Here is a 21,285-nt window from a genome sequence, read left to right on the forward strand (position 1 = left end):
AAAGGAGCACTCATGCGCTGGATGCTGCTGTTGTTCATCGGCCTGAGCCTGCACGCCACGGCCGATCTCCAATACTCGCTCAAGCCCCGGCAGATCGCCCAGGACACCTGGCTGCTGGAAGGCAGCACCGATAATTTCGCCAGGGACAACGGCGGCAACATCGTCAACACCGCGTTCATCGTTACCGAGCGTGGCGTGGTGGTGATCGATACCGGCCCTTCGAAGCGTTACGGCGAGGCCATGCGCCTGGCCATCGCCGGGGTAACCGACAAGCCGGTGATCGAGGTCCTGCTGACCCATCATCACCCTGACCATGTGCTGGGCAATCAGGCCTTCGGCGATGTGCCGATCGGCGCGCTGGCCGGTACCACCGAGCTGCTGCAAAAGCAGGGTGATGCGATGGCCGAGAACATGTATCGGCTGGTCGGCGACTGGATGCGCGGCACCGAGGTGGTGTTGCCGACCCGCACGCTGACCCCGGGCGTGAAAAGTTTTGGGAATCATGATCTGCGCCTGCTAGGTCTGGGTGGGCATACGGGTGCTGATCTGGCTATTCTCGACCAGCAAACCGGCGTGCTATTCGCCGGGGACCTGGTGTTTTATAAACGGGCGCTGACCACGCCCAACAGTCCCGGCCTGTCGGTGTGGCTGGCGGACATTGCCACCCTGCAAGGCTTGCCCTGGACGATGATCGTGCCCGGTCACGGGCCTGTCGCCAGCGATCCGCTGCCCTTCGTGCAGATGCGCGATTACCTGGGGTGGCTCGACCAGCTGATGCGCGACGGCGCCGCCAATGGCAGCGACATGGCCGAGATGATCCGCAGCCCCATCCCCGAACGATTCGCCGGAATCAGCCTGAGCCGGTATGAGTTGATTCGCAGTGTCAGCCATCTGTATCCGCGGTATGAGCGGGCGCGGATGACGCGGGTCGACAGTAGCGCGACCCCATGATCACCACCCGCTCCCACAGGGGATTTGGAAATCCATCCCCCAGCCCAATACCAAGGAACTAGAAATCTCCACACTGCGGCCAATTGTTGTCCCGACGCCTGCGCTCAAGAATCTGCATCAACCCGGGAAAATTTCCCGGAAATAAAACAAAAACCGCAGAGGAAGCCGTCATGACTCAACCCGCACGTCGCCAGCCCTTCGTCCTGAGCCTGTTGCTCAGTGCCATGCTGTTGTCCGGCCAGGCAATGGCCGGGGTTTCCGACCAGGACATTCTCCAGGACCCGAAGAACCCCGAGCAGATCGTGACCAACGGTCTGGGCGTTCAGGGTCAGCGCTACAGCCCGCTGGACATTCTCAACGTCGACAACGTCAAGGAACTGCGCCCGGCGTGGGCGTTCTCGTTCGGCGGCGAAAAGCAGCGCGGCCAGCAGGCGCAACCGATGGTCAAGGATGGCGTGATGTACATGACCGGTTCCTACTCGCGGGTGTTCGCGGTGGATGCGCGCACCGGCAAGAAGCTCTGGCAATACGATGCGCGCCTGCCGGATGACATTCGCCCTTGCTGCGACGTGATCAACCGTGGCGTGGCGCTGTATGGCGACCTGGTGATCTTCGGCACCCTCGACGCCAAGCTGGTTGCGCTGAACAAGGACACCGGCAAGGTGGTCTGGAGCAAGAAAGTCGCCGACCACAAGGAAGGCTACTCGATCAGCGCCGCGCCGCTGGTGATCAACGGCAAGCTGATCACCGGCGTCGCCGGTGGCGAGTTCGGCGTGGTGGGCAAGATCGAGGCCTACGATCCGAAAAACGGCGATCTGTTGTGGACCCGCCCGACCGTCGAAGGCCACATGGGTTATGTCTACAAGGACGGCAAGGCGGTCGAGAACGGTATCTCCGGCGGCGAAGCGGGCAAGACCTGGCCGGGCGATCTGTGGAAGACCGGCGGCGCGGCGCCGTGGCTGGGCGGTTACTACGATCCGGAAACCAACCTGCTGCTGTTCGGCACCGGCAACCCGGCGCCGTGGAATTCGCACCTGCGTCCAGGGGACAACCTCTATTCCTCGTCGCGCCTGGCGCTCAACCCGGACGACGGCACCATCAAATGGCATTTCCAGAGCACGCCTCATGACGGCTGGGACTTCGACGGAGTGAACGAGTTGGTGTCGTTCAACTACAGCGAAGGCGGCAAGGAAATAAAGGCGGCGGCCACCGCCGACCGCAATGGTTTCTTCTACGTGCTGGACCGCACCAACGGCAAATTCATCCGCGGCTTCCCGTTCGTGGACAAGATCACCTGGGCCACCGGCCTGGATAAGGACGGCCGGCCGATCTACAACGACGCCAGCCGCCCCGGCGCGCCAGGGGCCGAAGCTCACGGCACTTCTGTATTCGTCGCGCCGGCATTTCTCGGTGCGAAAAACTGGATGCCGATGGCCTACAACAGGGACACCGGGCTGTTCTACGTGCCGTCCAACGAGTGGGGCATGGACATTTGGAACGAGGGCATCGCCTACAAAAAAGGCGCGGCGTTCCTCGGTGCCGGGTTCACCATCAAGCCGTTGAACGAAGATTACATCGGCGTATTGCGTGCCATTGATCCGAAAACCGGCAAGGAAGTCTGGCGCCACAAGAACTTCGCGCCGCTGTGGGGCGGGGTGCTGACCACCAAGGGCAACCTGGTGTTCACCGGTACGCCAGAAGGTTTCCTGCAGGCATTCAATGCCAAGACCGGCGAAAAGGTCTGGGAGTTCCAGACTGGCTCCGGCGTACTGGGCTCGCCCGTGACCTGGGAAATGGACGGCGAACAGTACGTCTCGGTGCTGTCCGGCTGGGGTGGCGCGGTGCCGCTGTGGGGCGGCGAAGTGGCCAAACGCGTGAAGGACTTCAACCAGGGCGGCATGCTCTGGACCTTCAAATTGCCGAAGGAGTTGGTGGCCAAGCACTGACCACACCCAAGTGATCGTTCCCACGCTCCGCGTGGGAATGCCTCAACGGACGCTCCGCGTTCGGCCTTTGGGACGCAGAGCGTCCCGGGCTGCATTCCCACGCGGAGCGTGGGAACGATCACCACAGGGGCTGCGTGAATCTAATACCAAATAACGAGAGCCCCTCCTGCCAACGATGCATTCGTCTGGCGCGCGGGGCTCTCTAGTATCGGGTCATCGCCTGTCGCCACGGCAGGCATCGACCCAGACAGAGGCCTCATCATGATCTACGCCCAACCCGGAACACCCGGTGCCGTCGTTTCCTTCAAACCGCGCTACGGCAATTTCATCGGTGGCGAATTCGTCGCGCCAGTCAATGGCGAGTACTTCACCAACAGCTCGCCGGTCAACGGTGAGGTGATTGCCGAATTCCCGCGCTCCAGCGCCGCCGACATCGACAAGGCCCTCGACGCCGCCCATGCCGCCGCCGATGCCTGGGGCAAGACCTCGGCCCAGGACCGTTCGCTGGTCCTGCTGAAAATCGCCGACCGCATCGAACAGAACCTGGAAATTCTCGCCGTCACCGAAACCTGGGACAACGGCAAGGCCGTGCGCGAAACCCTTAACGCCGACGTGCCGCTGGCCGCTGACCACTTCCGCTATTTCGCCGGTTGCATCCGCGCCCAGGAAGGCGGCGCGGCCGAGATCAACGAACTGACCACCGCCTACCACTTCCACGAACCGCTGGGTGTGGTCGGGCAGATCATTCCGTGGAATTTCCCGCTGCTGATGGCGGCCTGGAAACTCGCCCCGGCCCTGGCCGCCGGCAACTGCATCGTGCTCAAGCCGGCGGAGCAGACGCCGCTGTCGATCATGGTCTTCGCCGAGCTGATCGCCGACCTGCTGCCGGCCGGCGTGCTCAACATCGTCCAGGGCTTCGGTCGCGAAGCCGGCGAGGCGCTGGCCACCAGCAAGCGCATCGCCAAGATCGCCTTCACCGGTTCCACCCCGGTCGGCGCGCACATCCTGCATTGCGCCGCCGAGAACATCATCCCGAGCACCGTCGAGCTGGGCGGCAAGTCGCCGAACATCTTCTTCGAAGACATCATGCAGGCCGAGCCCGCATTCATCGAGAAAGCCGCCGAAGGCCTGGTGCTGGCGTTCTTCAACCAGGGCGAAGTCTGCACCTGTCCGTCCCGGGCCCTGGTGCAAGAATCGATCTACGAACCTTTCATGGCCGAGGTCATGAAGAAGGTCGTCAAGATCAAGCGCGGCAACCCGCTGGACACCGAGACCATGGTCGGCGCCCAGGCCTCCGAGCAGCAATACGACAAGATCCTCTCGTACCTGAGCATCGCCCAGGAGGAGGGCGCCCAGCTGCTTACTGGCGGCGCGGCCGAGCGTCTGGAGGGCGATCTGTCCAGCGGCTACTACATCCAGCCAACGCTGCTCAAGGGCACCAACAAGATGCGCGTGTTCCAGGAAGAGATTTTCGGCCCTGTGGTGGGCGTCACCACCTTCAAGGACGAAGCCGAAGCCCTCGCGATCGCCAACGACACCGAATTCGGTCTCGGTGCGGGCCTCTGGACCCGCGACATCAACCGCGCCTACCGCATGGGCCGGGCGATCAAGGCCGGGCGGGTGTGGACCAACTGCTACCACCTGTACCCGGCTCATGCCGCGTTCGGTGGTTACAAGAAGTCCGGCGTCGGCAGGGAGAACCACAAGATGATGCTCGATCACTACCAGCAGACCAAGAACCTGCTGGTGAGCTATGACATTAATCCGTTGGGGTTCTTCTGATTCATTAAATACGCCGCATACCCTGTGGGAGCGGGCTTGCCCGCGATGACGGTCTGACAGTCGACATCAATGTTGAATGTTCCGGCCTCATCGCGGGCAAGCCCGCTCCCACAGGTCTTTTGTGTTTCTCACCCCCTACCAACGCACCCCCAAGCCTCCTTCGAAAGTAGCATTCGGCTGCCCGACACCCCGTGCATTAATGGCACTACCGGAATCACCCGGCACAAGAAGAGGAATGACCCATGTGGACTAAACCCGCGTTTACCGATCTGCGCATTGGCTTCGAAGTGACGATGTATTTCGCCAACCGTTGATTGTTCACCCGGCCAGCCGCCGCGTTGGCCGGGTCTGCCTTCTGGAGCATTGCTCATGCACATCCGGGTTCTGGGTTCCGCCGCTGGTGGCGGTTTTCCGCAGTGGAACTGCAATTGTCGGCAATGTGCCGGAGTACGCAACGGCAGCCTGCGCGCGCAGCGGCGCACGCAGTCGTCGATTGCTCTGAGCGACGACGGAGTGGACTGGGTGCTGTGCAACGCTTCGCCGGACATCCGCGCGCAACTCGAGAGCTTCCCGCCATTGCAACCGGCGCGCCGCCTGCGTGACAGCGCCATCGCCGGCGTGGTGCTGATGGACAGCCAGATCGACCATTGCACCGGCCTGCTGAGCCTGCGCGAAGGCTGCCCGCATAACGTCTGGTGCACCGAACGGGTTCACCAGGACCTCAGCACCGGCTTTGCGCTGTTCACCATGCTCAGTCACTGGAACGGCGGATTGCAGTGGCAACCTGTGCGTCTCAATCGCGAACCGTTCCGTATTCCGGCCTGCTACCACCTCAGGTTTTGTGCCATTCCGTTGATCAGCAACGCACCGCCGTATTCACCCAATCGTGGCAATCCGCAGCCAGGGGACAACATCGGCCTGTTCATCGAGGACCAGCGCAGCGGCGCCTCGCTGTTCTACGCGCCGGGGCTGGGGCAGGTCGACGACGAAGTGCTGGACTGGATGCAGCGCGCCGATTGCCTGCTGCTCGATGGCACCCTGTGGCGCGATGACGAGATGCGCGTGTGCGAAGTCGGCCACAGCCTTGGCAGTGAAATGGGCCACCTGGCGCAGAGCGGGCCGGGCGGCATGCTGGAAGTGCTGGAGGCGTTCCCGCGGCAGCGCAAGGTGCTGATTCACATCAACAACACCAACCCGATCCTTGATGAGGACTCGGCTGAGAGGGCGCTGCTGGTGCGGCGGGGGATCGAGGTGGCGTATGACGGCATGGATATTGTGCTGTAGCGGAGCGCCACGCACCTGTAGGAGCGAGGCTTGCCCGCGAAGAGGCCGGACCAGACACCAAAAGATTCCCGGAGAATAACAATGACCAACACTCCACTGACCCCCACCGAATTCGAAGCCGCCCTGCGCGCCAAGGGCGCCTACTACCACATCCATCACCCATTCCACGTGGCGATGTACCAGGGCCGCGCCACCCGCGAGCAGGTCCAGGGCTGGGTCGCCAACCGCTTCTACTATCAGGTCAACATCCCCCTCAAAGACGCCGCAATCCTCGCCAACTGCCCCGACCGAGAAATCCGCCGCGAATGGATTCAGCGCCTGCTGGACCATGACGGCGCGCCTGGCAGTGAAGGCGGGATCGAAGCCTGGCTGCGCCTGGGCGAAGCGGTGGGGCTGGATCGCGAGCGGATCCTTTCGCAGGAACTGGTGCTGCCCGGCGTGCGTTTCGCGGTGGATGCCTACGTCAACTTCGCCCGCCGCGCCAGTTGGCAGGAAGCCGCCAGCAGCTCCCTGACCGAACTGTTCGCACCGCAGATCCACCAGTCGCGCCTGGACAGCTGGCCGCAGCATTACCCCTGGATCGATCCGGCCGGCTACGAATATTTCCGCACCCGACTGGGCCAGGCCCGACGCGATGTCGAGCACGGCCTGGCGATCACGCTCGAGCATTATCGGACCCTGGAAGGACAGTCGCGCATGCTGGAAATCCTGCAATTCAAACTGGACATTCTCTGGAGCATGCTCGACGCCATGAGCATGGCCTATGAGCTGGAGCGCCCGCCTTATCACAGCGTCACTCGTGACAACGTCTGGCATCGGGGGATCGCCCTGTGAACCTGATCAACCGCGAACAGTCACCCTCGTTGCGCCGCGGCTTTCGCCTGCAATGGGAACCGCGCCAGGACTGCCATGTGCTGCTGTACCCCGAAGGCATGATCAAGCTCAACCCCAGCGCCGGGCAGATTCTCGAATTGCTGGACGGCCGGCGCAGCGTCGCCGCGATCATCGCCCAATTGTCGGCGAAGCATCCCGGCGTGCCGGGGATCGACGAGGATGTGCTGGCGTTCCTGGAGGTGGCCCATGCGCAGTTCTGGATCGAGTGAAACGCTGCCGGGGCCACCGCTGTGGCTGCTGGCGGAGCTGACCTATCGTTGCCCGCTGCAATGCCCGTACTGCTCCAATCCGCTGGACTTCGCCCGGCACGGCGAGGAGCTGAGCACCGCGGAGTGGATTCGCGTGTTCCGCGAAGCGCGGGAGATGGGCGCCGCGCAACTGGGTTTTTCCGGTGGCGAGCCGTTGGTGCGTCAGGATCTGGCGCAGTTGATCAAGGCCGCGCGGGACATGGGTTACTACACCAACCTGATCACTTCGGGCATTGGCCTGACCGAGCAGAAGGTGCGCGACTTCAAGGTTGCAGGGCTCGACCATATCCAGATCAGTTTCCAGGCCGCCGACGAAGCGGTGAACAATATGCTCGCCGGCTCGCGCAAGGCCTTTGCGCAGAAGCTGGCCATGGCCCGCGCAGTGAAAGCCCAGGGCTATCCAATGGTGCTGAACTTCGTCACTCACCGGCACAACATCGACAACATCGACCGGATCATCGACCTGTGCCTGGAACTGGAAGCGGATTTCGTCGAATTGGCCACCTGCCAGTTCTACGGCTGGGCCGAACTCAACCGAGTCGGCCTGCTGCCGACACGCGAGCAATTACAGCGCGCCGAGCGCATCACCAATGACTATCGCCAGCGCCTCGAGGCCCAGGGCCATCCGTGCAAACTGATTTTCGTCACCCCGGACTATTACGAGGAACGCCCCAAGACCTGCATGAACGGCTGGGCCAACCTGTTTCTCGACATCACCCCCGACGGCACTGCATTGCCCTGCCACAGCGCCCGGCAGTTGCCGGTGCAGTTTCCCAATGTGCGCGAGCACAGCATCGAGCATATCTGGAACGATTCGTTCGGCTTCAACCGTTTTCGCGGCGATGCCTGGATGAAGGAGCCGTGCCGCTCCTGCGACGAAAAGCACAAGGACCTGGGGGGCTGCCGCTGTCAGGCGTTCATGCTCACGGGGGATGCGGCCAATGCCGATCCGGTGTGCGCCAAGTCGCCGCATCACGGGGTGATTCTCAAGGCGCGGGAAGAGGCCGAAGCCCCAGGGCTCGGCATCGAACATCTGACATTGCGTAATGAGAAAGCTTCGCAGCTGATCTATCGCGGCTGAATGACCCGGCGCAGGTCCCCTGTGGGAGCGGGCTTGCTCGCGAATGCGGAGTGTCAATCACCATAGAGGTCGACTGACACGACCCCTTCGCGAGCAAGCCCGCTCCCACAGGGTTTTGTGCTGTATTCACGCTCCCGTCATTGGTCTCATTGCATTCACCACCGGATGCTTTAGTGTGGACGTTACATTTCAAAACAATAAGAACAGGCTTCCCATGAGCCAGAGTCTCAGTCAGCTGCGCAAGTTCGTCTCGCCTGAAATCATTTTCGGTGCCGGTTGCCGGCACAACGTCGGCAACTACGCCAAGACCTTCGGCGCGCGCAAGGTGCTGGTGGTCAGCGATCCGGGGGTGATTGCCGCCGGCTGGGTCGCTGACGTCGAGGCCAGCCTCCAGGCGTTGGGCATCGAATACTGCCTGTACAGCGCCGTCTCGCCCAATCCGCGGATCGAAGAGGTCATGCTCGGGGCCGACATGTACCGGGAAAATCACTGTGACGTGATTGTCGCGGTCGGCGGCGGCAGCCCGATGGATTGCGGCAAGGGCATCGGCATCGTCGTCGCCCACGGGCGCAACATCCTCGAATTCGAAGGGGTGGACACCATCCGAGTGCCCAGCCCGCCGCTGATCCTGATCCCGACCACCGCTGGCACTTCGGCCGACGTCTCGCAGTTCGTGATCATTTCCAATCAGCAGGAGCGCATGAAGTTCTCCATCGTCAGCAAGGCAGTGGTGCCGGACGTGTCGCTGATCGACCCGGAAACCACCCTGAGCATGGATCCGTTCCTCTCGGCCTGTACCGGTATCGATGCGCTGGTGCACGCCATCGAAGCCTTTGTGTCCACCGGTCACGGGCCGCTGACCGATCCCCATGCGCTGGAGGCGATGCGCCTGATCAATGGCAACCTGGTGCAGATGATCGCCAACCCCACGGACATCGCCCTGCGAGAGAAAATCATGCTCGGGAGCATGCAGGCCGGGCTGGCGTTCTCCAATGCGATCCTCGGTGCGGTGCACGCCATGTCCCACAGCCTGGGCGGCTTCCTCGACTTGCCCCACGGCCTGTGCAACGCGGTACTGGTGGAGCACGTGGTGGCCTTCAACTACAGCTCTGCGCCGGAACGCTTCAAGGTCATTGCCGAGACCTTCGGCATCGATTGCCGGGGCCTTAACCACCGGCAGATCTGCGGGCGTCTGGTGGAACACCTGATCGCGCTGAAACACGCCATCGGTTTCCACGAAACCCTCGGCTTGCACGGGGTCAGCACCTCGGACATTCCCTTCCTGTCGCAACACGCCATGGACGACCCGTGCATTCTGACCAACCCGCGCGAGTCCAGTCAGCGTGATGTCGAGGTCGTCTATGGCGAAGCCCTCTGACGAGCAACAACGTGCGGCCTTGACGGGGCTTTTGGGACTGGGCAGCCACTCGGCGCGCAAGAGCCATTACCCGGAACTGGCCGCCCGCCTGGATGAACTGGAAGCCGAGCGCAACCGCTACAAATGGCTGTTCGAAAACGCCGTCCACGGGATTTTCCAGGCCAGCCTGCAAGACGGCATGCGCGCCGCCAACCCGGCGCTGGCGCGGATGCTTGGCTATCAGGACCCACAGGCGGTGCTTTTTTCCCTGAATGACCTGGCCAGCAAACTGTTCTGCGGCGGGGCGCAGGAACTGGAGGATATCGGCGAAATCCTCCAGCGCCAGCGCAGCCTCAACGGCTACGAAACCCGTCTGCGGCGCAAGGACGGCAGCCACATCGATGTGTTGATGAACCTGTTGCTCAAGCCCGGCCAGGAAGGACTGGTGGAAGGTTTTGTCGCCGACATCACTGAGCGCAAACAGGCCCAGGAGCGCCTGCAACAGCTCAATGACGAACTGGAGCAACGGGTCACTGCGCGCACCGATGAGCTGCTCGAAGCCAACCGCAACCTGCAACAGCAGATCACCCAGCGTAAACAGATCGCCCAGGCCCTGCGCGATGCCCGGGATGCCGCCGAGGCCGCCAATCGCAGCAAGGACAAGTACCTGGCGGCAGCCAGCCATGACCTGCTGCAACCGCTGAACGCGGCGCGCTTGCTGATTTCGACCCTGCGCGAACGCAGGTTGCCGGGAGACGAGCAGGTGCTGGTGGAGCGTACGCACCAGGCTCTTGAAGGCGCGGAGGATTTGCTCACCGATCTGCTGGACATTTCCCGGCTCGATCAGTCGGCGGTCAAGCCTGACATCGCGCCCTATCGACTGGATGAGTTGCTCGGGCCGCTGGTCTCGGAGTTCCAGTCCGTGGCCCAGGCGGCGGGCTTGAACCTGCGCGCACACATGGGCGATTTCGCCATCAGCACCGACTTGCGCCTGATGACGCGGATCCTGCGCAACTTTCTCAGCAATGCCTGCCGCTATACCGACGAAGGCAGCATCCTGCTCGGCGCGCGGCGGCGCGGTGAGTCTCTGCGCCTGGAGGTATGGGATACAGGCCGCGGGATTCCGGCGGATCGACTCGATTCGATTTTCCTCGAATTCAACCAGCTGGATGTCGGGCGCGCTGCAGACCGCAAGGGCGTAGGCCTGGGGCTGGCGATTGTCGAGCGTATCGCCAAGATCCTTGGTTATCCCGTCGGCGTGCGATCGCGGCCTGGGCGCGGATCGATGTTCAGCATCGATGTGCCGCTGTCCCATGACATTCCCTTGCCGATCGGCCAGAGCGTACCGCAGCCGAGCACCGGAGACCCATTGCCGGGCCGCAGATTGCTGGTGCTGGACAATGAAGTGAGCATTCTGCAAAGCATGAGCGCGTTGCTCGGGCAGTGGGGCTGCGAAGTGGTCACGGCTACTGATGAAAGTGCGGCGCTGGCGGCGTTGGCGGGGAGGGCACCGGAGTTGATTCTGGCGGATTACCACCTTGATCACGCCGTGATCGGCTGCGACGTGGTGCGGCATTTGCGCGAGCATTTCCACCAGTCGATACCCGCGGTAATCATCACCGCAGACCGTACCGACCAGTGCCGAAGCGCCCTGCAACGACTCGACGCGCCGCTGCTGAATAAACCGGTCAAACCCGGCAAGTTGCGCGCGGTACTGAGCCAGTTGCTGGGCACCCCCTGATCACCGCAAACCTGTAGGAGCGAGCACGCTCGCGATGGAGGCACAGGCACCGCAGGGTGTCAGGCCGCCAACTTTATCGTTGGCGACCATCGCGAGCATGCTCGCTCCTACAGGGTTTACGCTATGCCAATGCAGGAGCTTCCAGGCTGCGAGCTTTGGCGTTTTACAACACCAAATGCGGCAACCACAGCGACAGTGCCGGGATATACGTCACGGCTATCAGCACCAGGAACAGCACGGCGTAAAACGGCAGCAAGGCCTTCACGGTCGTTTCGATTGACACCTTACCCACCGCAGACCCCACAAAAAGTACCGCGCCCACCGGCGGTGTAATCAGGCCGATGCCCAGGTTGACCAGCATGATCATGCCAAACTGCACCGGATCCACGCCAATGCCGAGAATCACCGGCATCAGGATCGGCGTCAGGATCAGGATCAGCGGCGCCATGTCCATCACTGTACCGAGCAACAGCAGCATGACGTTGATGCACATCAGAATCACGTAGCGGTTGTCCGACAGGGTCAGGAACAGCGTGGTGATCTTCGCCGGGATCTGCATCAGGGTCATGATGTAGCCGAAGCTGGCGGCAAAACCGATCAGGATCATCACGATCGAAATCGTCCGTACCGTGCGATGCATCAGTTTCGGCAGTTCACTCCACTTGTAGTCGCGATAGATGAACATGGTCACGAAAAACGACCAGAGCACGGCGATCGCCGCCGATTCGGTGGCGGTGAAAATGCCCGACAGAATGCCGCCGAGGATGATCACCATGGCCATCAGGCCCCACATCGCTTCGCCGCAGATCTTCAGCGCTTCGCGCATCGGAATCACTTCGCCCTTGGGGTAGTCGCGCTTCTTGGCGAAGATCAGGCACAGGACCATCAGGCACGCGCTCATCAACAGGCCCGGGACCACGCCGGCCATGAACAGCGAGGCAATCGACACCGTGCCGCCCGCCGCCAGCGAATAGAGCACCGAGTTGTGACTTGGCGGTGTCAGCAGGGCCTGCACCGAGCCGCTGACGGTCACCGCCGTGGCGAATTCCCTTGGATAGCCGCGGCGTTCCATTTCCGGGATCAGCACCGAACCGACGGACGCGGTATCAGCGACCGAGGAGCCGGAGATCGCGCCGAAGAAGGTCGAGGCCATGATGTTGACCAGCGACAGGCCTCCGCGTACGAAACCCACCAGCACCCCGGCGAACGCCACCAGGCGTCGTGACATGCCGCCTTCGGCCATGATCGCGCCGGCCAGGACGAAGAACGGAATCGCCAGCAGGGAGAATTTGTTCACGCCCCCCGCAACCTGAATCATCAGGGCCTGGAAGGGAATGTCGATCCACCAGGCACCGATCAGGGCCGAGAGCCCCAGGGCGTAGGCGACCGGCATGCCGATCAGGATCAATGCGATAAAACTGCCCAGCAGAATCAAAGCGTCCATTCAGGCAGCCCCTTCGTTTTCTTCCACGAGGTCGAAGCGCACGACCCGACGGTTGCTCTGATCGCCGAGCAGGAGTTTTTCCAGGACAAAGATCAGCGTCAGCAGGCCACCCACCGGGATCGGCATGTAAGTGATGCCGACCCGCAAGGTGGGCAGGGCGCTCATGTACTGGTTCCAGGTCGAGATGCAAAGCTTGGTGCCCCAGATCGTCATGAACAGGCAGATGGTCGCCATCAGCAATTGCGCGACGATGCTCATGGTCTTGCGCAGATGCGGCGGCAGGCGATCGGTGAGCATCGCTACAGCCATATGCGAACCTGAGCGATAGCTTGCGGCGGCGCCGATGAAGGTGAACACCATCATCAGCAGGATCGCCGTGGGCTCCGGCCAGCTGGAGCCGGTGCCAAGCACATAGCGGGCGAACACGCCCCAGGGAATGATCAGGGAAATGGTCAGGACCGACAGACCGGCGATCCAGATACAGGCCATATACAGCCTGTCGTTGACGCGCAGCGCGAGATTCTTCATCGGGTTTCACCGTAACCGGGCGCGCACGGAGGTTTGCCAACCGCCGTGGCGTCGGGCCTTTCAGGAGAGCGGTAGGGTTACTGCACGGCTTCGATGCGCTTGATCAGATCGGCATAGGGTGCGCCGTATTTCTCGCGGATCGAGGCGGTCGCTTCGTAGAAAGGTTTCTTGTCGACGGTGATGAATTCGACGCCGGCCGCCTTGAGTTTTTCCTCGCTGCTGGCGGATTTGGCGTCCCACAACGTGCGTTCCTGAGCCTGGGCGGCTTTGGCAGTTTTCTTCACCAATACCTGCTGCTCGGGAGTGAGTTTTTCCCAGGTGATTTTCGACATCACGATGGGCTCCGGCAGGATCAGGTGTCCGGTCAGGCTGTAGAACTTGGCGCTCTGAAAGTGGTTGTGTTCGAGCAGAGTCGGCGGATTGTTTTCCGCGCCGTCGATCACCCCGGTCTGCAGGGCGCTGAAGATTTCACCGGTGTCCATGGCGATGCCGTTGCCGCCCATGGCGTTGATGGTGTCGATGAACATCGGGTTGCCTTGCACACGGATCTTCATCCCCTTGAGGTCTTCGAGGCTGCGCACCGGCTTTTTGGTGTAGATGTTGCGGGTGCCGCCGTCCATCCAGGCCAGGGCCACCAGGTTGAATTCGGAGTTGGTGATCTTGTCGAGGATCTCGTCGCCGACTTCGCCGTCGATGACTTTGCGCATGTGTGCCTGGTCGCGGAACACGAAGGGCATGTTGAACACGTTCACGTCGGGCACCACCGGCCCGACGATGCCGAGGCTGACCCGGGCCATCTGGATGGCGCCGACCTGAGCCTGTTCGATCACCTCCTTCTCCGAGCCGAGCACGCCGCCGGCGAACATCTTGAAGGTCAGTTTGCCGTCGCTTTCCGCCACCAGCGTCTTGCCCAGCTGTTCCTCGGCCACCACTGTCGGATAACCGGCGGGGTGGATGTCGGCGAATTTGATTTCCAGTGCCTGGGCGGCGTTGCCGAGGATGAAGGTGAGCGGGAGCGAAGCGAGGAGCAAGGTGCGTTTGAAGTCCATGGGGCATTTCTCCAGTCTTGTTATTTTTGTATTCAAAAGCGCAGCGGTGCAGCGGGAGCGGTCGTTAAAACAGATCGTTGAACAGAGGTTCGGGCAAGCCCTTCACGCCGGGATCGAGGGCGAACACGCCGCCGGCAATGGAATGTGGATCAAGGTCATTGCCGGGGCGGATCGAGGTCACGAACAGCGTGTCCAGTCGACTGCCGCCGAAGGCGCACATGGTCGGTTTTTTCACCGGGACGGCGAGGGAACGGTCCAGTCGTCCATCGGGGGTGAAACGGTGAATCAGCCCGGCGTCGTTGGCGCAGATCCAATAGCAGCCCTCGGCATCCACCGCGGCACCGTCGGGACGGCCGCAAAACTTGCGCATGTCGACGAACACCCGGCGATTGCTCGGCGTACCGCTGTCGATGTCGTAGTCGAACGCCCAGATCTGCTGGATCTGCGGGTGCGAGTCGGACAGGTACATCGTGCGTCCGTCCGGGCTGAAGGCCAGGCCGTTGGGCACGATGAAGCCACTCAGGCGCGGTGTCAGCGGTCCCTCTTGGCCGGCGCTATAGCGGAACAGCGCGCCATCGTCGGCATTGGCGCCCATGTCCAGCACCATGCTGCCGGCCCAGAAACGCCCTTGGCGATCGCAGCGACCATCGTTGAGGCGCATGTCGGGGCGAATGTGGTCGACCGCGGCCAAAGGTTCGCTGTCGAGGCTGCCATCGTTATGGGCATGCAAATGGAAGAAGCCGCTTTCCATGCCGGCGACCCAGCCACCGTCAGGATGACGGGCGATGCAGGCGAGCATTTCCGGCGTTCTCCAGCTCTCGACATGTCCGCGCTCGGCGCTCCAGCGCTGCAAGCCTCCGGCGGGAATATCGACCCAGTACAGGGCGTTTTCCTCGGCGACCCAGACCGGGCTTTCACCGACTGCGTTGCGGGCATCGACAATCAATTCGGCTTGCATGGCGATTCATTCCCTTGGCGTTGTGATGAAGATCCAGTGACGGCTTGACTCAATCTCCGAAGGGGCCGGCTGCGCAGAAGGCACCGCCCTGGTAGATCCGCGCCGGATCATCGGCAGCTGGCAGTGGCTGGGCTTCGACTTTTTCGCGAAACACTTCGGAGGTGTCTTTGGGGGCAAAGCCCAGGCGGGAGGCGAGATGGTTGTCCCACCAGACGTCCTTGTTGTCAGACATCCCGTAAACCACTGTGTGGCCAACGTCGGGGGTGTACAACGCGCGTTCGAGCAATTGGGTGAGATCGCTGAAGCTCAGCCAGGTGCTCATCATCCGGCGGTTCTGCGGCTCCGGGAACGAGGAGCCGATGCGTACGCTGACGGTTTCGATGCCGTAGCGGTCGAAGTAAAACGTCGCCATGTCCTCGCCGTAAGACTTGGACAGGCCGTAGTAGCTGTCCGGGCGTCGAGGGGAGTGGGCGTCGATCACTTCATCCTGCTTGTAGAAGCCGATGACGTGGTTGGAGCTCGCGAAGATGATGCGTTTGACCCCATGCCGGCGGGCCGCTTCGTAGATGTGGAACACCCCGCAGATGTTGGCACCGAGGATTTCTTCGAAGGCATGTTCGGTGGAGACGCCGCCAAAGTGCAGGATCGCGTCCACGCCTTCGACCAGTTGGTGCACGGCCTGCTTGTCGGAAAGGTCGCAGACCACGACTTCTTCACGGTCATCGATGGCTGGCGCCATGGGGGCGATGTCCGAGAGGCGAATGACATTGGCATGGGGGCGCAGGCTGTCGCGCAAGACTGTGCCCAGCCCGCCGGCGGCGCCGGTCAGAAGCAGGCGATTGAACGGAGCGCGTGTCGATGCAGTGGTCGTCATGGAAATCCCTTTACACGTTCTTATTATTGGTCGTTGTAGGTTGTCGTATGACTGTGCGGGAGTATTGGTGGGGTTTTCGCGTCTTGTCAACGCGACGTTTTGGGAAATTGACGAGAGGGCGTACGGATACTGGCCCGTGCAGAGGCTATCGAATGCACCGTGGCTGCGATCTTCTGGGCGTACGATGTGTTGCGTCTGTATCAGACCCCTGTAGGAGCGAGCATGCTCGCGATGGAGGCACAGACACCGCGGGGTGTCAGGCAGCCAACGTTTTCGTTGACGACCATCGCGAGCGTGCTCGCTCCTACAGGGATTGCGTCAGCCTGAAATCATCGGGGGCAGGGTGCCCAGCAACGAGACTGCCGCGACCGCGCCCATCCCCAGCAACCACTCCAGCAGCACACTGCGGCGCAACGTCGGAAGGTGTTGTTCGCAGTCGTTGATGCGCAACCGGTTGAACAGCGCCAACCCGAGCATCGCACCCACCAGCGAAACCTTGATCAACAGGATCAAGGCAAAGCCGGTAAACAGGGGCGTGGGCCAGAACGCTCCGGTCAGGGCGCGAACGTTGATCAAGCCGGTGATCAGCAAGCCGGCCACCAGGCCATAGCCGACGCCACTGAACTTGCGTAACAACGTCTCGATGGAATGCCCGTCAGGTCGACGCAGGATCAGAAGCAGCAGCATCAGCCCGCCGAGCCACACGCTGACGCAGGTCAGGTGAAGCAGTTGATTGAACATCAACCATCGGCCTTCGACGCCATCGAACATGGCGCCATGACCGATCGGAGCGAGGGTCGCCAGCAGCAGACCGCCGAGGATCAGTTGCAGGGTTCGGTTAGCCCGTAGCGGTGACAGCAGCAACAGAAGCAGCAGGGCGTTGATCAGCAAGTGCCAGCGCCACACCTGGCCGAAGAATGTGCGCTCGAGCACCAGGTGCAGCGTCGATGGGTCAGACGCCGCACTCCAGTTTCCGGCCATGCTGGCGGTGACCAGCAGCAACCAGCCCACGCCGCTGATCAGCGCCACCGCCACCAGCCAGCGACAGACAAAGGCCAACGATTGATCGAGCGCAGTGTCGCGCCCCAGCAGCAGCGGTTTGAACACCCAGGCCCCGAACAGCATCAGCACCATGGTGAAATGCAGGAAGCGGCACAGCACCATCGCATCGGTCATGTATTACTGGCCCACCTTGAAGGCATAGGCGCCTTCGCTCTTGTGGGTGTCGACCGACACAACATGCCATTCGACCTTGTAATCGCCCGCGGTGAACGGCACCGCCGGGGTGACGATCAGGGTCTTCTTGTCACTCTGAGTGGTCAGGCTTTTCACCAGGACATCGGCGCCGTCCTTGGTAATCGTCACTTTGGAAAAGTCGGCTTCAACGCCTTCGGAAAACGTCAGGCTCAGTTCCGCCGGCGGGCTGACGGTGCTGTCGGCGGCGGGCGTCTGGCTCTTCAAATGAGCATGGGCCCACACCGAGGACGCGGCAAAAAGTGAGCCGAGCAGCGCGGTGGTGATCAGGGTTTTCTTAAACATGTTCAATCCCTCGATGGCAGGTTCGATGTGGGCGCAAGTCTAGTCGGGGCGTACCGGTTTCAGGAAGTTTGCCGTTCCCCTGTCGCCGCGTGTCAGAGCGGATGCTAGTCTTGTTTAACGCTGTTGTCAGGGAGCCCACATGGGCAATCACAAGATCGAGATTCGTCGCAGTAACGTCGAGAAAATTCTCCTCGCCGCCGAAAAGGTCTTCGCCGAAAAAGGCTTCGGCAGCACCGCCATGGCCGACATCGCCGCCGAGGTCCAACTGCCGCGTTCCAACCTGCATTACTACTTCAGCACCAAGACCGAGTTGTACAGCGCCGTGCTGTTCGACCTGCTGGAAGTGTGGAAGCAGGATGCGCTGTGCTTCGAGATGTTCGACGACCCCCGCGTGGTCCTCAGCAGCTACATCCGCGCCAAGATGCACCACTCCCGCACCCGTCCCTACGGCTCTAAAGTCTGGGCCAACGAAATCATCCACGGCGCCCCGACCCTGGGCGAAGCCCTGGACGCCAGCCTCTATGACTGGGCCAAGATGAAGGAAGCGAAGATCCGCCAGTGGGTCGACGATAAACGCATCCTGCCGGTGGAGCCCTCAAGCCTGCTCCACATGATCTGGGCCTCGACCCAGCATTACGCGGATTTCGATCATCAGGTGAACATTCTCAACGAGCATCAGGCGCTGTCGGACATGCAGTTCGAGCGGGCGGTGCAGACGGTGACGCAGGTGATCTTGCGGGGGATTGGGTTGGAGCCTTGAGGTTGTCGCTGTTGCGGACGGCCTATTCGCGGGCAAGCCTCGCTCCTACAGGGTTATCCGGCAAACGACCGCAAAACCTGTAGGAGCGAGGCTTGTCCGCGAAGGCGTCGGTTCAGACGCCGCAAATTTCAAACGGCAACGTGATAGGGATTCCTCGGATCATGGTTCCAGTCCAGGAACGGTTTGCCGGTGTCCACCGGGACCATCTCGATGCAGTCCTGTACGGGGCAGGTAATCTGGCACAGGTTGCAGCCCACGCATTCTTCGTCGATCACCTGATAGCTGTGGGTGCCGTCGGGTTTCTTCAGGCTGGCCACGGCCTGGTGCGAGGTGTCTTCGCAGGCGATGTGGCAGCGGCCGCAGCCGATGCAGGCCTCCTGGTCGATCTTCGCAATGACCTGATAGTTGATGTCCAGGTACTTCCAGTCCGTGGTGTTGCCCACGGCGCGTCCGGAGAACTCGGCGATGCTGGCGTAGCCCTGACTGTCCATCCAGCGCGACAGGCCGTCCTTCATCTCTTCGACGATGCGAAAGCCATGCAGCATGGCCGCCGTGCACACCTGCACCGACCCGCAGCCCAACGCCATGAACTCCGCGGCATCGCGCCAGTTGCTGATGCCACCGATACCGCTGATCGGCAGGCCGGCAGTCTGCGGATCGCGGGCGATTTCGGCGACCATGTTCAGGGCGATCGGCTTGACCGCTGAACCACAGTAACCACCGTGAGTACTTTTGCTGCCGACGATCGGGTTGGCCACCATGCGTTCCAGGTCGACGCTGGTGATCGAGTTGATGGTGTTGATCAGCGACACTGCATCCGCGCCACCGCAATGGGCCGCGCGGGCGGCGACGCGGATGTCGGTGATGTTCGGCGTCAGCTTGACGATTACCGGCAGCGAGCAATAGGTCTTGCACCAGCGCGTGACCTGCTCGACGTACTCCGGCACCTGGCCGACCGCCGCGCCCATGCCGCGCTCCGGCATGCCGTGGGGGCAGCCGAAATTCAGTTCGATGCCGTCGGCGCCGGTGGCTTCCACCAGCGGCAGGATGTGTTTCCAGGATTCTTCGACGCAGGGCACCATCAGCGACACGATCAGCGCGCGGTCCGGCCAGTCCTTCTTGACCTGGGTGATTTCCCGCAGGTTGATCTCCAGCGAACGGTCGGTGATCAGTTCGATGTTGTTGAAGCCCAGCACCTCGCGGTTGGCGCCGTAGTGCGCCGAATAGCGTGACGAGACGTTGACCGCCGCCGGGTCCTCACCCAGGGTTTTCCAGACCACGCCACCCCAGCCGGCCTCGAAGGCGCGGACCACGTTGTAGGCCTTGTCGGTGGGCGGCGCGGAGGCCAGCCAGAACGGATTAGGGCTTTTGATGCCGGCGAAGACAATCGACAGATCGGCCATTTACGCAGCCTCCACGTTGAGCATCAGTTGAGCATGAATGGCCTCGGCGGCCCGTTTGCCGTGCTGCACAGCCTGCACGGTGAGGTCCTGATCGAGGCTGGTGCAATCGCCGCCGGCATACACGCCGGGAATGCTGGTGCGCAGGTTCTCGTCCACCAGCAGCCGATCGCCCTGGCGCTTGAGTTGGCCGGCCAACGGGTCGGCGAGGGCGCTGTCGTCGAAGCTCTGACCGATGGCCTTGAAGATCGCGTCGGCCGCCAGTTCGAAGGTTTCGCCGGTGGTCTGCAGGCGGCCCTCCACCAGGTGGGTACGGGCAAAGCGCATGCCGCGCACCTGGCCCTGGTCATCGAGCAACACTTCTTCCGGTTGCGCCCAGGTCAGCAGACGCACCTGATTGGCCTTGGCGATCTCCTGTTCGTGGTGAGTGGCGCCCATGTCCTCGACGCCACGCCGATACACAAGGTTGACATCGTGGGCACCGAGGCGAGCCATTTGCACCGCCATGTCGATGGCGGTGTTGCCGGCGCCGAGGACGATGGCGTGGTCGGCCAGCGGCAGTTGGGTCAGGTCATCGGCCTGGCGCAATTCGCGGATGTAGTCGGTGGCGGCGAGCAGGCCGGGGGCCTCTTCGTTGGCCAGACCCAGTTGTTTGCTGGCGTTCAGGCCAAGGCCGAGGAACACCGCGTCGTATTGCTGATGCAGTTCGCTGAGGCTCAGGTTGTCGCCAAGTTTCTGCCCATGGCGGATTTCGATGCCGCCGATCTCCAGCAGGAAATCCAGTTCCTTCTGTGCGTAGTCGTCCACCAGCTTGTACTTGGCGATGCCGTATTCATTCAGGCCGCCGGCCTTTTCCCGTGCTTCGAAAATCACCACGTCGTGGCCGTGCATGGCGCTGCGATGAGCACAGGACAATCCCGCGGGACCTGCGCCGACCACGGCGATGCGTTTGCCGGTGGCGGCGGCGCGAGGGAAGGGATGCTGGCTGAAATGCGCGTTGTCCACGGCATAACGCTGCAGCAGACCGATCAGCACCGGCGCGCACTCATGGGCGTTATTGCGCACACAGGCTTGCTGGCAGAGGATCTCGGTGGGGCAGACCCGCGCACAGCTGCCGCCAAGGATGTTGGCCGACAGGATTTTTTGCGCGGCACCCTGGACGTTTTCCTGGTGGATGTTGCGGATGAAAGAGGGAATGTCGATCTCGCTGGGGCAGGCGTTGACGCAGGGCGCGTCGTAGCAATACAGGCAGCGCGAGGCTTCCAGGTGGGCTTGTCGGTCGTTGAGCGGCGGCGCCAGGTCGGTGAAGTGACCGGCGAGGACGGCCGCGTTCTCGTACGGGTGCGGGAGATGGGTCAGGGTCTTGATCACGGTTTTGGCCTCACGGTGATAGAGGTGCTGCCTCTGTTGGGCATTTTTGTTGCCTGTACCGGCCTCATCGCGAGCAGG

The 21,285-nt window shown here is 62.2% G+C and carries 20 protein-coding genes; 11 read left to right on the top strand and 9 right to left on the bottom strand.

The window, feature by feature from the left end:
- Positions 1 to 12 precede the first annotated feature (12 nt).
- The 10 genes from K9857_RS09985 to K9857_RS10035 all read left to right on the top strand — a co-directional run bounded on the left by K9857_RS09985 (position 13) and on the right by K9857_RS10035 (position 11,284).
- Positions 13 to 951 carry a quinoprotein relay system zinc metallohydrolase 1 gene (locus K9857_RS09985; RefSeq protein ID WP_224535341.1) on the top strand — a complete coding sequence of 313 codons (939 nt, stop codon included), beginning with the start codon at positions 13 to 15 and terminating at the stop codon, positions 949 to 951.
- A gap of 170 nt (positions 952 to 1,121) precedes the next feature.
- Positions 1,122 to 2,897, top strand: coding sequence for a PQQ-dependent methanol/ethanol family dehydrogenase (locus K9857_RS09990; protein WP_224535344.1), 1,776 nt, complete (start codon positions 1,122 to 1,124; stop codon positions 2,895 to 2,897).
- A 261-nt stretch (positions 2,898 to 3,158) separates the two neighbouring features.
- Entirely contained in the window at positions 3,159 to 4,679 is a 1,521-nt protein-coding gene (locus K9857_RS09995) for an aldehyde dehydrogenase family protein (protein WP_224535345.1), read from the top strand.
- Between the two features lie 242 nt (positions 4,680 to 4,921).
- The gene (pqqA, locus tag K9857_RS10000; RefSeq protein WP_003253598.1) at positions 4,922 to 4,993 is read left to right on the top strand and encodes a pyrroloquinoline quinone precursor peptide PqqA; all 72 of its coding nucleotides are present in this window, start codon (positions 4,922 to 4,924) and stop codon (positions 4,991 to 4,993) included.
- Positions 4,994 to 5,048: 55 nt separating this feature from the next.
- Positions 5,049 to 5,963, top strand: coding sequence for a pyrroloquinoline quinone biosynthesis protein PqqB (gene pqqB, locus K9857_RS10005; protein ID WP_224535347.1), 915 nt, complete (start codon positions 5,049 to 5,051; stop codon positions 5,961 to 5,963).
- 81 nt (positions 5,964 to 6,044) lie between these two features.
- Positions 6,045 to 6,797, top strand: coding sequence for a pyrroloquinoline-quinone synthase PqqC (gene pqqC, locus K9857_RS10010; protein ID WP_224535350.1), 753 nt, complete (start codon positions 6,045 to 6,047; stop codon positions 6,795 to 6,797).
- On the top strand, positions 6,794 to 7,066 hold the full coding sequence (gene pqqD, locus K9857_RS10015; protein ID WP_224535352.1) for a pyrroloquinoline quinone biosynthesis peptide chaperone PqqD: 273 nt from the start codon (positions 6,794 to 6,796) through the stop codon (positions 7,064 to 7,066). Before pqqC ends, pqqD begins: the two co-directional genes overlap by 4 nt.
- Positions 7,044 to 8,186, top strand: a complete 1,143-nt coding sequence (gene pqqE, locus K9857_RS10020) for a pyrroloquinoline quinone biosynthesis protein PqqE (protein ID WP_224535354.1) — start codon at positions 7,044 to 7,046, stop codon at positions 8,184 to 8,186. The genes pqqD and pqqE overlap by 23 nt, the downstream gene beginning before the upstream one ends.
- Positions 8,187 to 8,400: 214 nt before the next feature.
- On the top strand, positions 8,401 to 9,564 hold the full coding sequence (ercA, locus tag K9857_RS10030; protein ID WP_224535355.1) for an alcohol dehydrogenase-like regulatory protein ErcA: 1,164 nt from the start codon (positions 8,401 to 8,403) through the stop codon (positions 9,562 to 9,564).
- Positions 9,548 to 11,284, top strand: coding sequence for a NahK/ErcS family hybrid sensor histidine kinase/response regulator (locus tag K9857_RS10035; RefSeq protein ID WP_224535357.1), 1,737 nt, complete (start codon positions 9,548 to 9,550; stop codon positions 11,282 to 11,284). Before ercA ends, K9857_RS10035 begins: the two co-directional genes overlap by 17 nt.
- A gap of 163 nt (positions 11,285 to 11,447) precedes the next feature.
- Here K9857_RS10035 and K9857_RS10040 read toward each other — a convergent pair whose 3' ends face one another.
- From K9857_RS10040 to copC, 7 genes are all read right to left on the bottom strand, one after another.
- Complete coding sequence (locus K9857_RS10040) at positions 11,448 to 12,728, bottom strand: TRAP transporter large permease (protein ID WP_224535359.1); 1,281 nt, start codon at positions 12,726 to 12,728, stop codon at positions 11,448 to 11,450.
- Positions 12,729 to 13,256, bottom strand: coding sequence for a TRAP transporter small permease (locus K9857_RS10045; RefSeq protein ID WP_224535361.1), 528 nt, complete (start codon positions 13,254 to 13,256; stop codon positions 12,729 to 12,731).
- 77 nt (positions 13,257 to 13,333) lie between these two features.
- A complete protein-coding gene (locus tag K9857_RS10050; RefSeq protein WP_224535363.1) occupies positions 13,334 to 14,305 on the bottom strand; it encodes a TRAP transporter substrate-binding protein in 972 nt (323 codons plus the stop codon).
- A gap of 64 nt (positions 14,306 to 14,369) precedes the next feature.
- The gene (locus tag K9857_RS10055; RefSeq protein ID WP_224535365.1) at positions 14,370 to 15,263 is read right to left on the bottom strand and encodes an SMP-30/gluconolactonase/LRE family protein; all 894 of its coding nucleotides are present in this window, start codon (positions 15,261 to 15,263) and stop codon (positions 14,370 to 14,372) included.
- Positions 15,264 to 15,312: 49 nt separating this feature from the next.
- Complete coding sequence (locus K9857_RS10060; protein ID WP_224535367.1) at positions 15,313 to 16,137, bottom strand: NAD-dependent epimerase/dehydratase family protein; 825 nt, start codon at positions 16,135 to 16,137, stop codon at positions 15,313 to 15,315.
- 318 nt (positions 16,138 to 16,455) lie between these two features.
- Positions 16,456 to 17,313, bottom strand: coding sequence for a copper homeostasis membrane protein CopD (gene copD / locus K9857_RS10065; RefSeq protein WP_224535370.1), 858 nt, complete (start codon positions 17,311 to 17,313; stop codon positions 16,456 to 16,458).
- 3 nt (positions 17,314 to 17,316) lie between these two features.
- Positions 17,317 to 17,676 carry a copper homeostasis periplasmic binding protein CopC gene (copC, locus tag K9857_RS10070; RefSeq protein WP_224535372.1) on the bottom strand — a complete coding sequence of 120 codons (360 nt, stop codon included), beginning with the start codon at positions 17,674 to 17,676 and terminating at the stop codon, positions 17,317 to 17,319.
- Between the two features lie 139 nt (positions 17,677 to 17,815).
- On the opposite strand from copC, the gene K9857_RS10075 reads away from it, so the two are divergent.
- Entirely contained in the window at positions 17,816 to 18,436 is a 621-nt protein-coding gene (locus K9857_RS10075) for a TetR/AcrR family transcriptional regulator (protein WP_224535373.1), read from the top strand.
- Between the two features lie 128 nt (positions 18,437 to 18,564).
- Here the strand turns inward: K9857_RS10075 and preA are convergent, their stop codons facing one another.
- Entirely contained in the window at positions 18,565 to 19,839 is a 1,275-nt protein-coding gene (gene preA / locus K9857_RS10080) for an NAD-dependent dihydropyrimidine dehydrogenase subunit PreA (protein ID WP_224535375.1), read from the bottom strand.
- Entirely contained in the window at positions 19,840 to 21,207 is a 1,368-nt protein-coding gene (locus tag K9857_RS10085) for an NAD(P)-dependent oxidoreductase (protein WP_224535379.1), read from the bottom strand.
- Between the last annotated feature and the right edge of the window lie 78 nt (positions 21,208 to 21,285).

The sequence above is a fragment of the Pseudomonas sp. REP124 genome, from assembly GCF_020164475.1.
In the GTDB taxonomy this organism is placed as follows: Bacteria; Pseudomonadota; Gammaproteobacteria; order Pseudomonadales; family Pseudomonadaceae; genus Aquipseudomonas.

Coding starts and splice junctions, on each gene's coding strand:
- ercA (WP_224535355.1), top strand. CDS start 8,401: ATGAGCCAGAGTCTCAGTCAGCTGCGCAAGTTCGTCTCGCCTGAAATC.
- pqqE (WP_224535354.1), top strand. CDS start 7,044: ATGCGCAGTTCTGGATCGAGTGAAACGCTGCCGGGGCCACCGCTGTGG.
- K9857_RS10075 (WP_224535373.1), top strand. CDS start 17,816: ATGGGCAATCACAAGATCGAGATTCGTCGCAGTAACGTCGAGAAAATT.
- K9857_RS10050 (WP_224535363.1), bottom strand. CDS start 14,305: ATGGACTTCAAACGCACCTTGCTCCTCGCTTCGCTCCCGCTCACCTTC.
- K9857_RS09995 (WP_224535345.1), top strand. CDS start 3,159: ATGATCTACGCCCAACCCGGAACACCCGGTGCCGTCGTTTCCTTCAAA.
- K9857_RS10060 (WP_224535367.1), bottom strand. CDS start 16,137: ATGACGACCACTGCATCGACACGCGCTCCGTTCAATCGCCTGCTTCTG.
- K9857_RS10040 (WP_224535359.1), bottom strand. CDS start 12,728: ATGGACGCTTTGATTCTGCTGGGCAGTTTTATCGCATTGATCCTGATC.
- pqqB (WP_224535347.1), top strand. CDS start 5,049: ATGCACATCCGGGTTCTGGGTTCCGCCGCTGGTGGCGGTTTTCCGCAG.
- K9857_RS10035 (WP_224535357.1), top strand. CDS start 9,548: ATGGCGAAGCCCTCTGACGAGCAACAACGTGCGGCCTTGACGGGGCTT.
- K9857_RS10045 (WP_224535361.1), bottom strand. CDS start 13,256: ATGAAGAATCTCGCGCTGCGCGTCAACGACAGGCTGTATATGGCCTGT.
- pqqC (WP_224535350.1), top strand. CDS start 6,045: ATGACCAACACTCCACTGACCCCCACCGAATTCGAAGCCGCCCTGCGC.
- K9857_RS09990 (WP_224535344.1), top strand. CDS start 1,122: ATGACTCAACCCGCACGTCGCCAGCCCTTCGTCCTGAGCCTGTTGCTC.
- preA (WP_224535375.1), bottom strand. CDS start 19,839: ATGGCCGATCTGTCGATTGTCTTCGCCGGCATCAAAAGCCCTAATCCG.
- K9857_RS09985 (WP_224535341.1), top strand. CDS start 13: ATGCGCTGGATGCTGCTGTTGTTCATCGGCCTGAGCCTGCACGCCACG.
- copC (WP_224535372.1), bottom strand. CDS start 17,676: ATGTTTAAGAAAACCCTGATCACCACCGCGCTGCTCGGCTCACTTTTT.
- copD (WP_224535370.1), bottom strand. CDS start 17,313: ATGACCGATGCGATGGTGCTGTGCCGCTTCCTGCATTTCACCATGGTG.
- K9857_RS10055 (WP_224535365.1), bottom strand. CDS start 15,263: ATGCAAGCCGAATTGATTGTCGATGCCCGCAACGCAGTCGGTGAAAGC.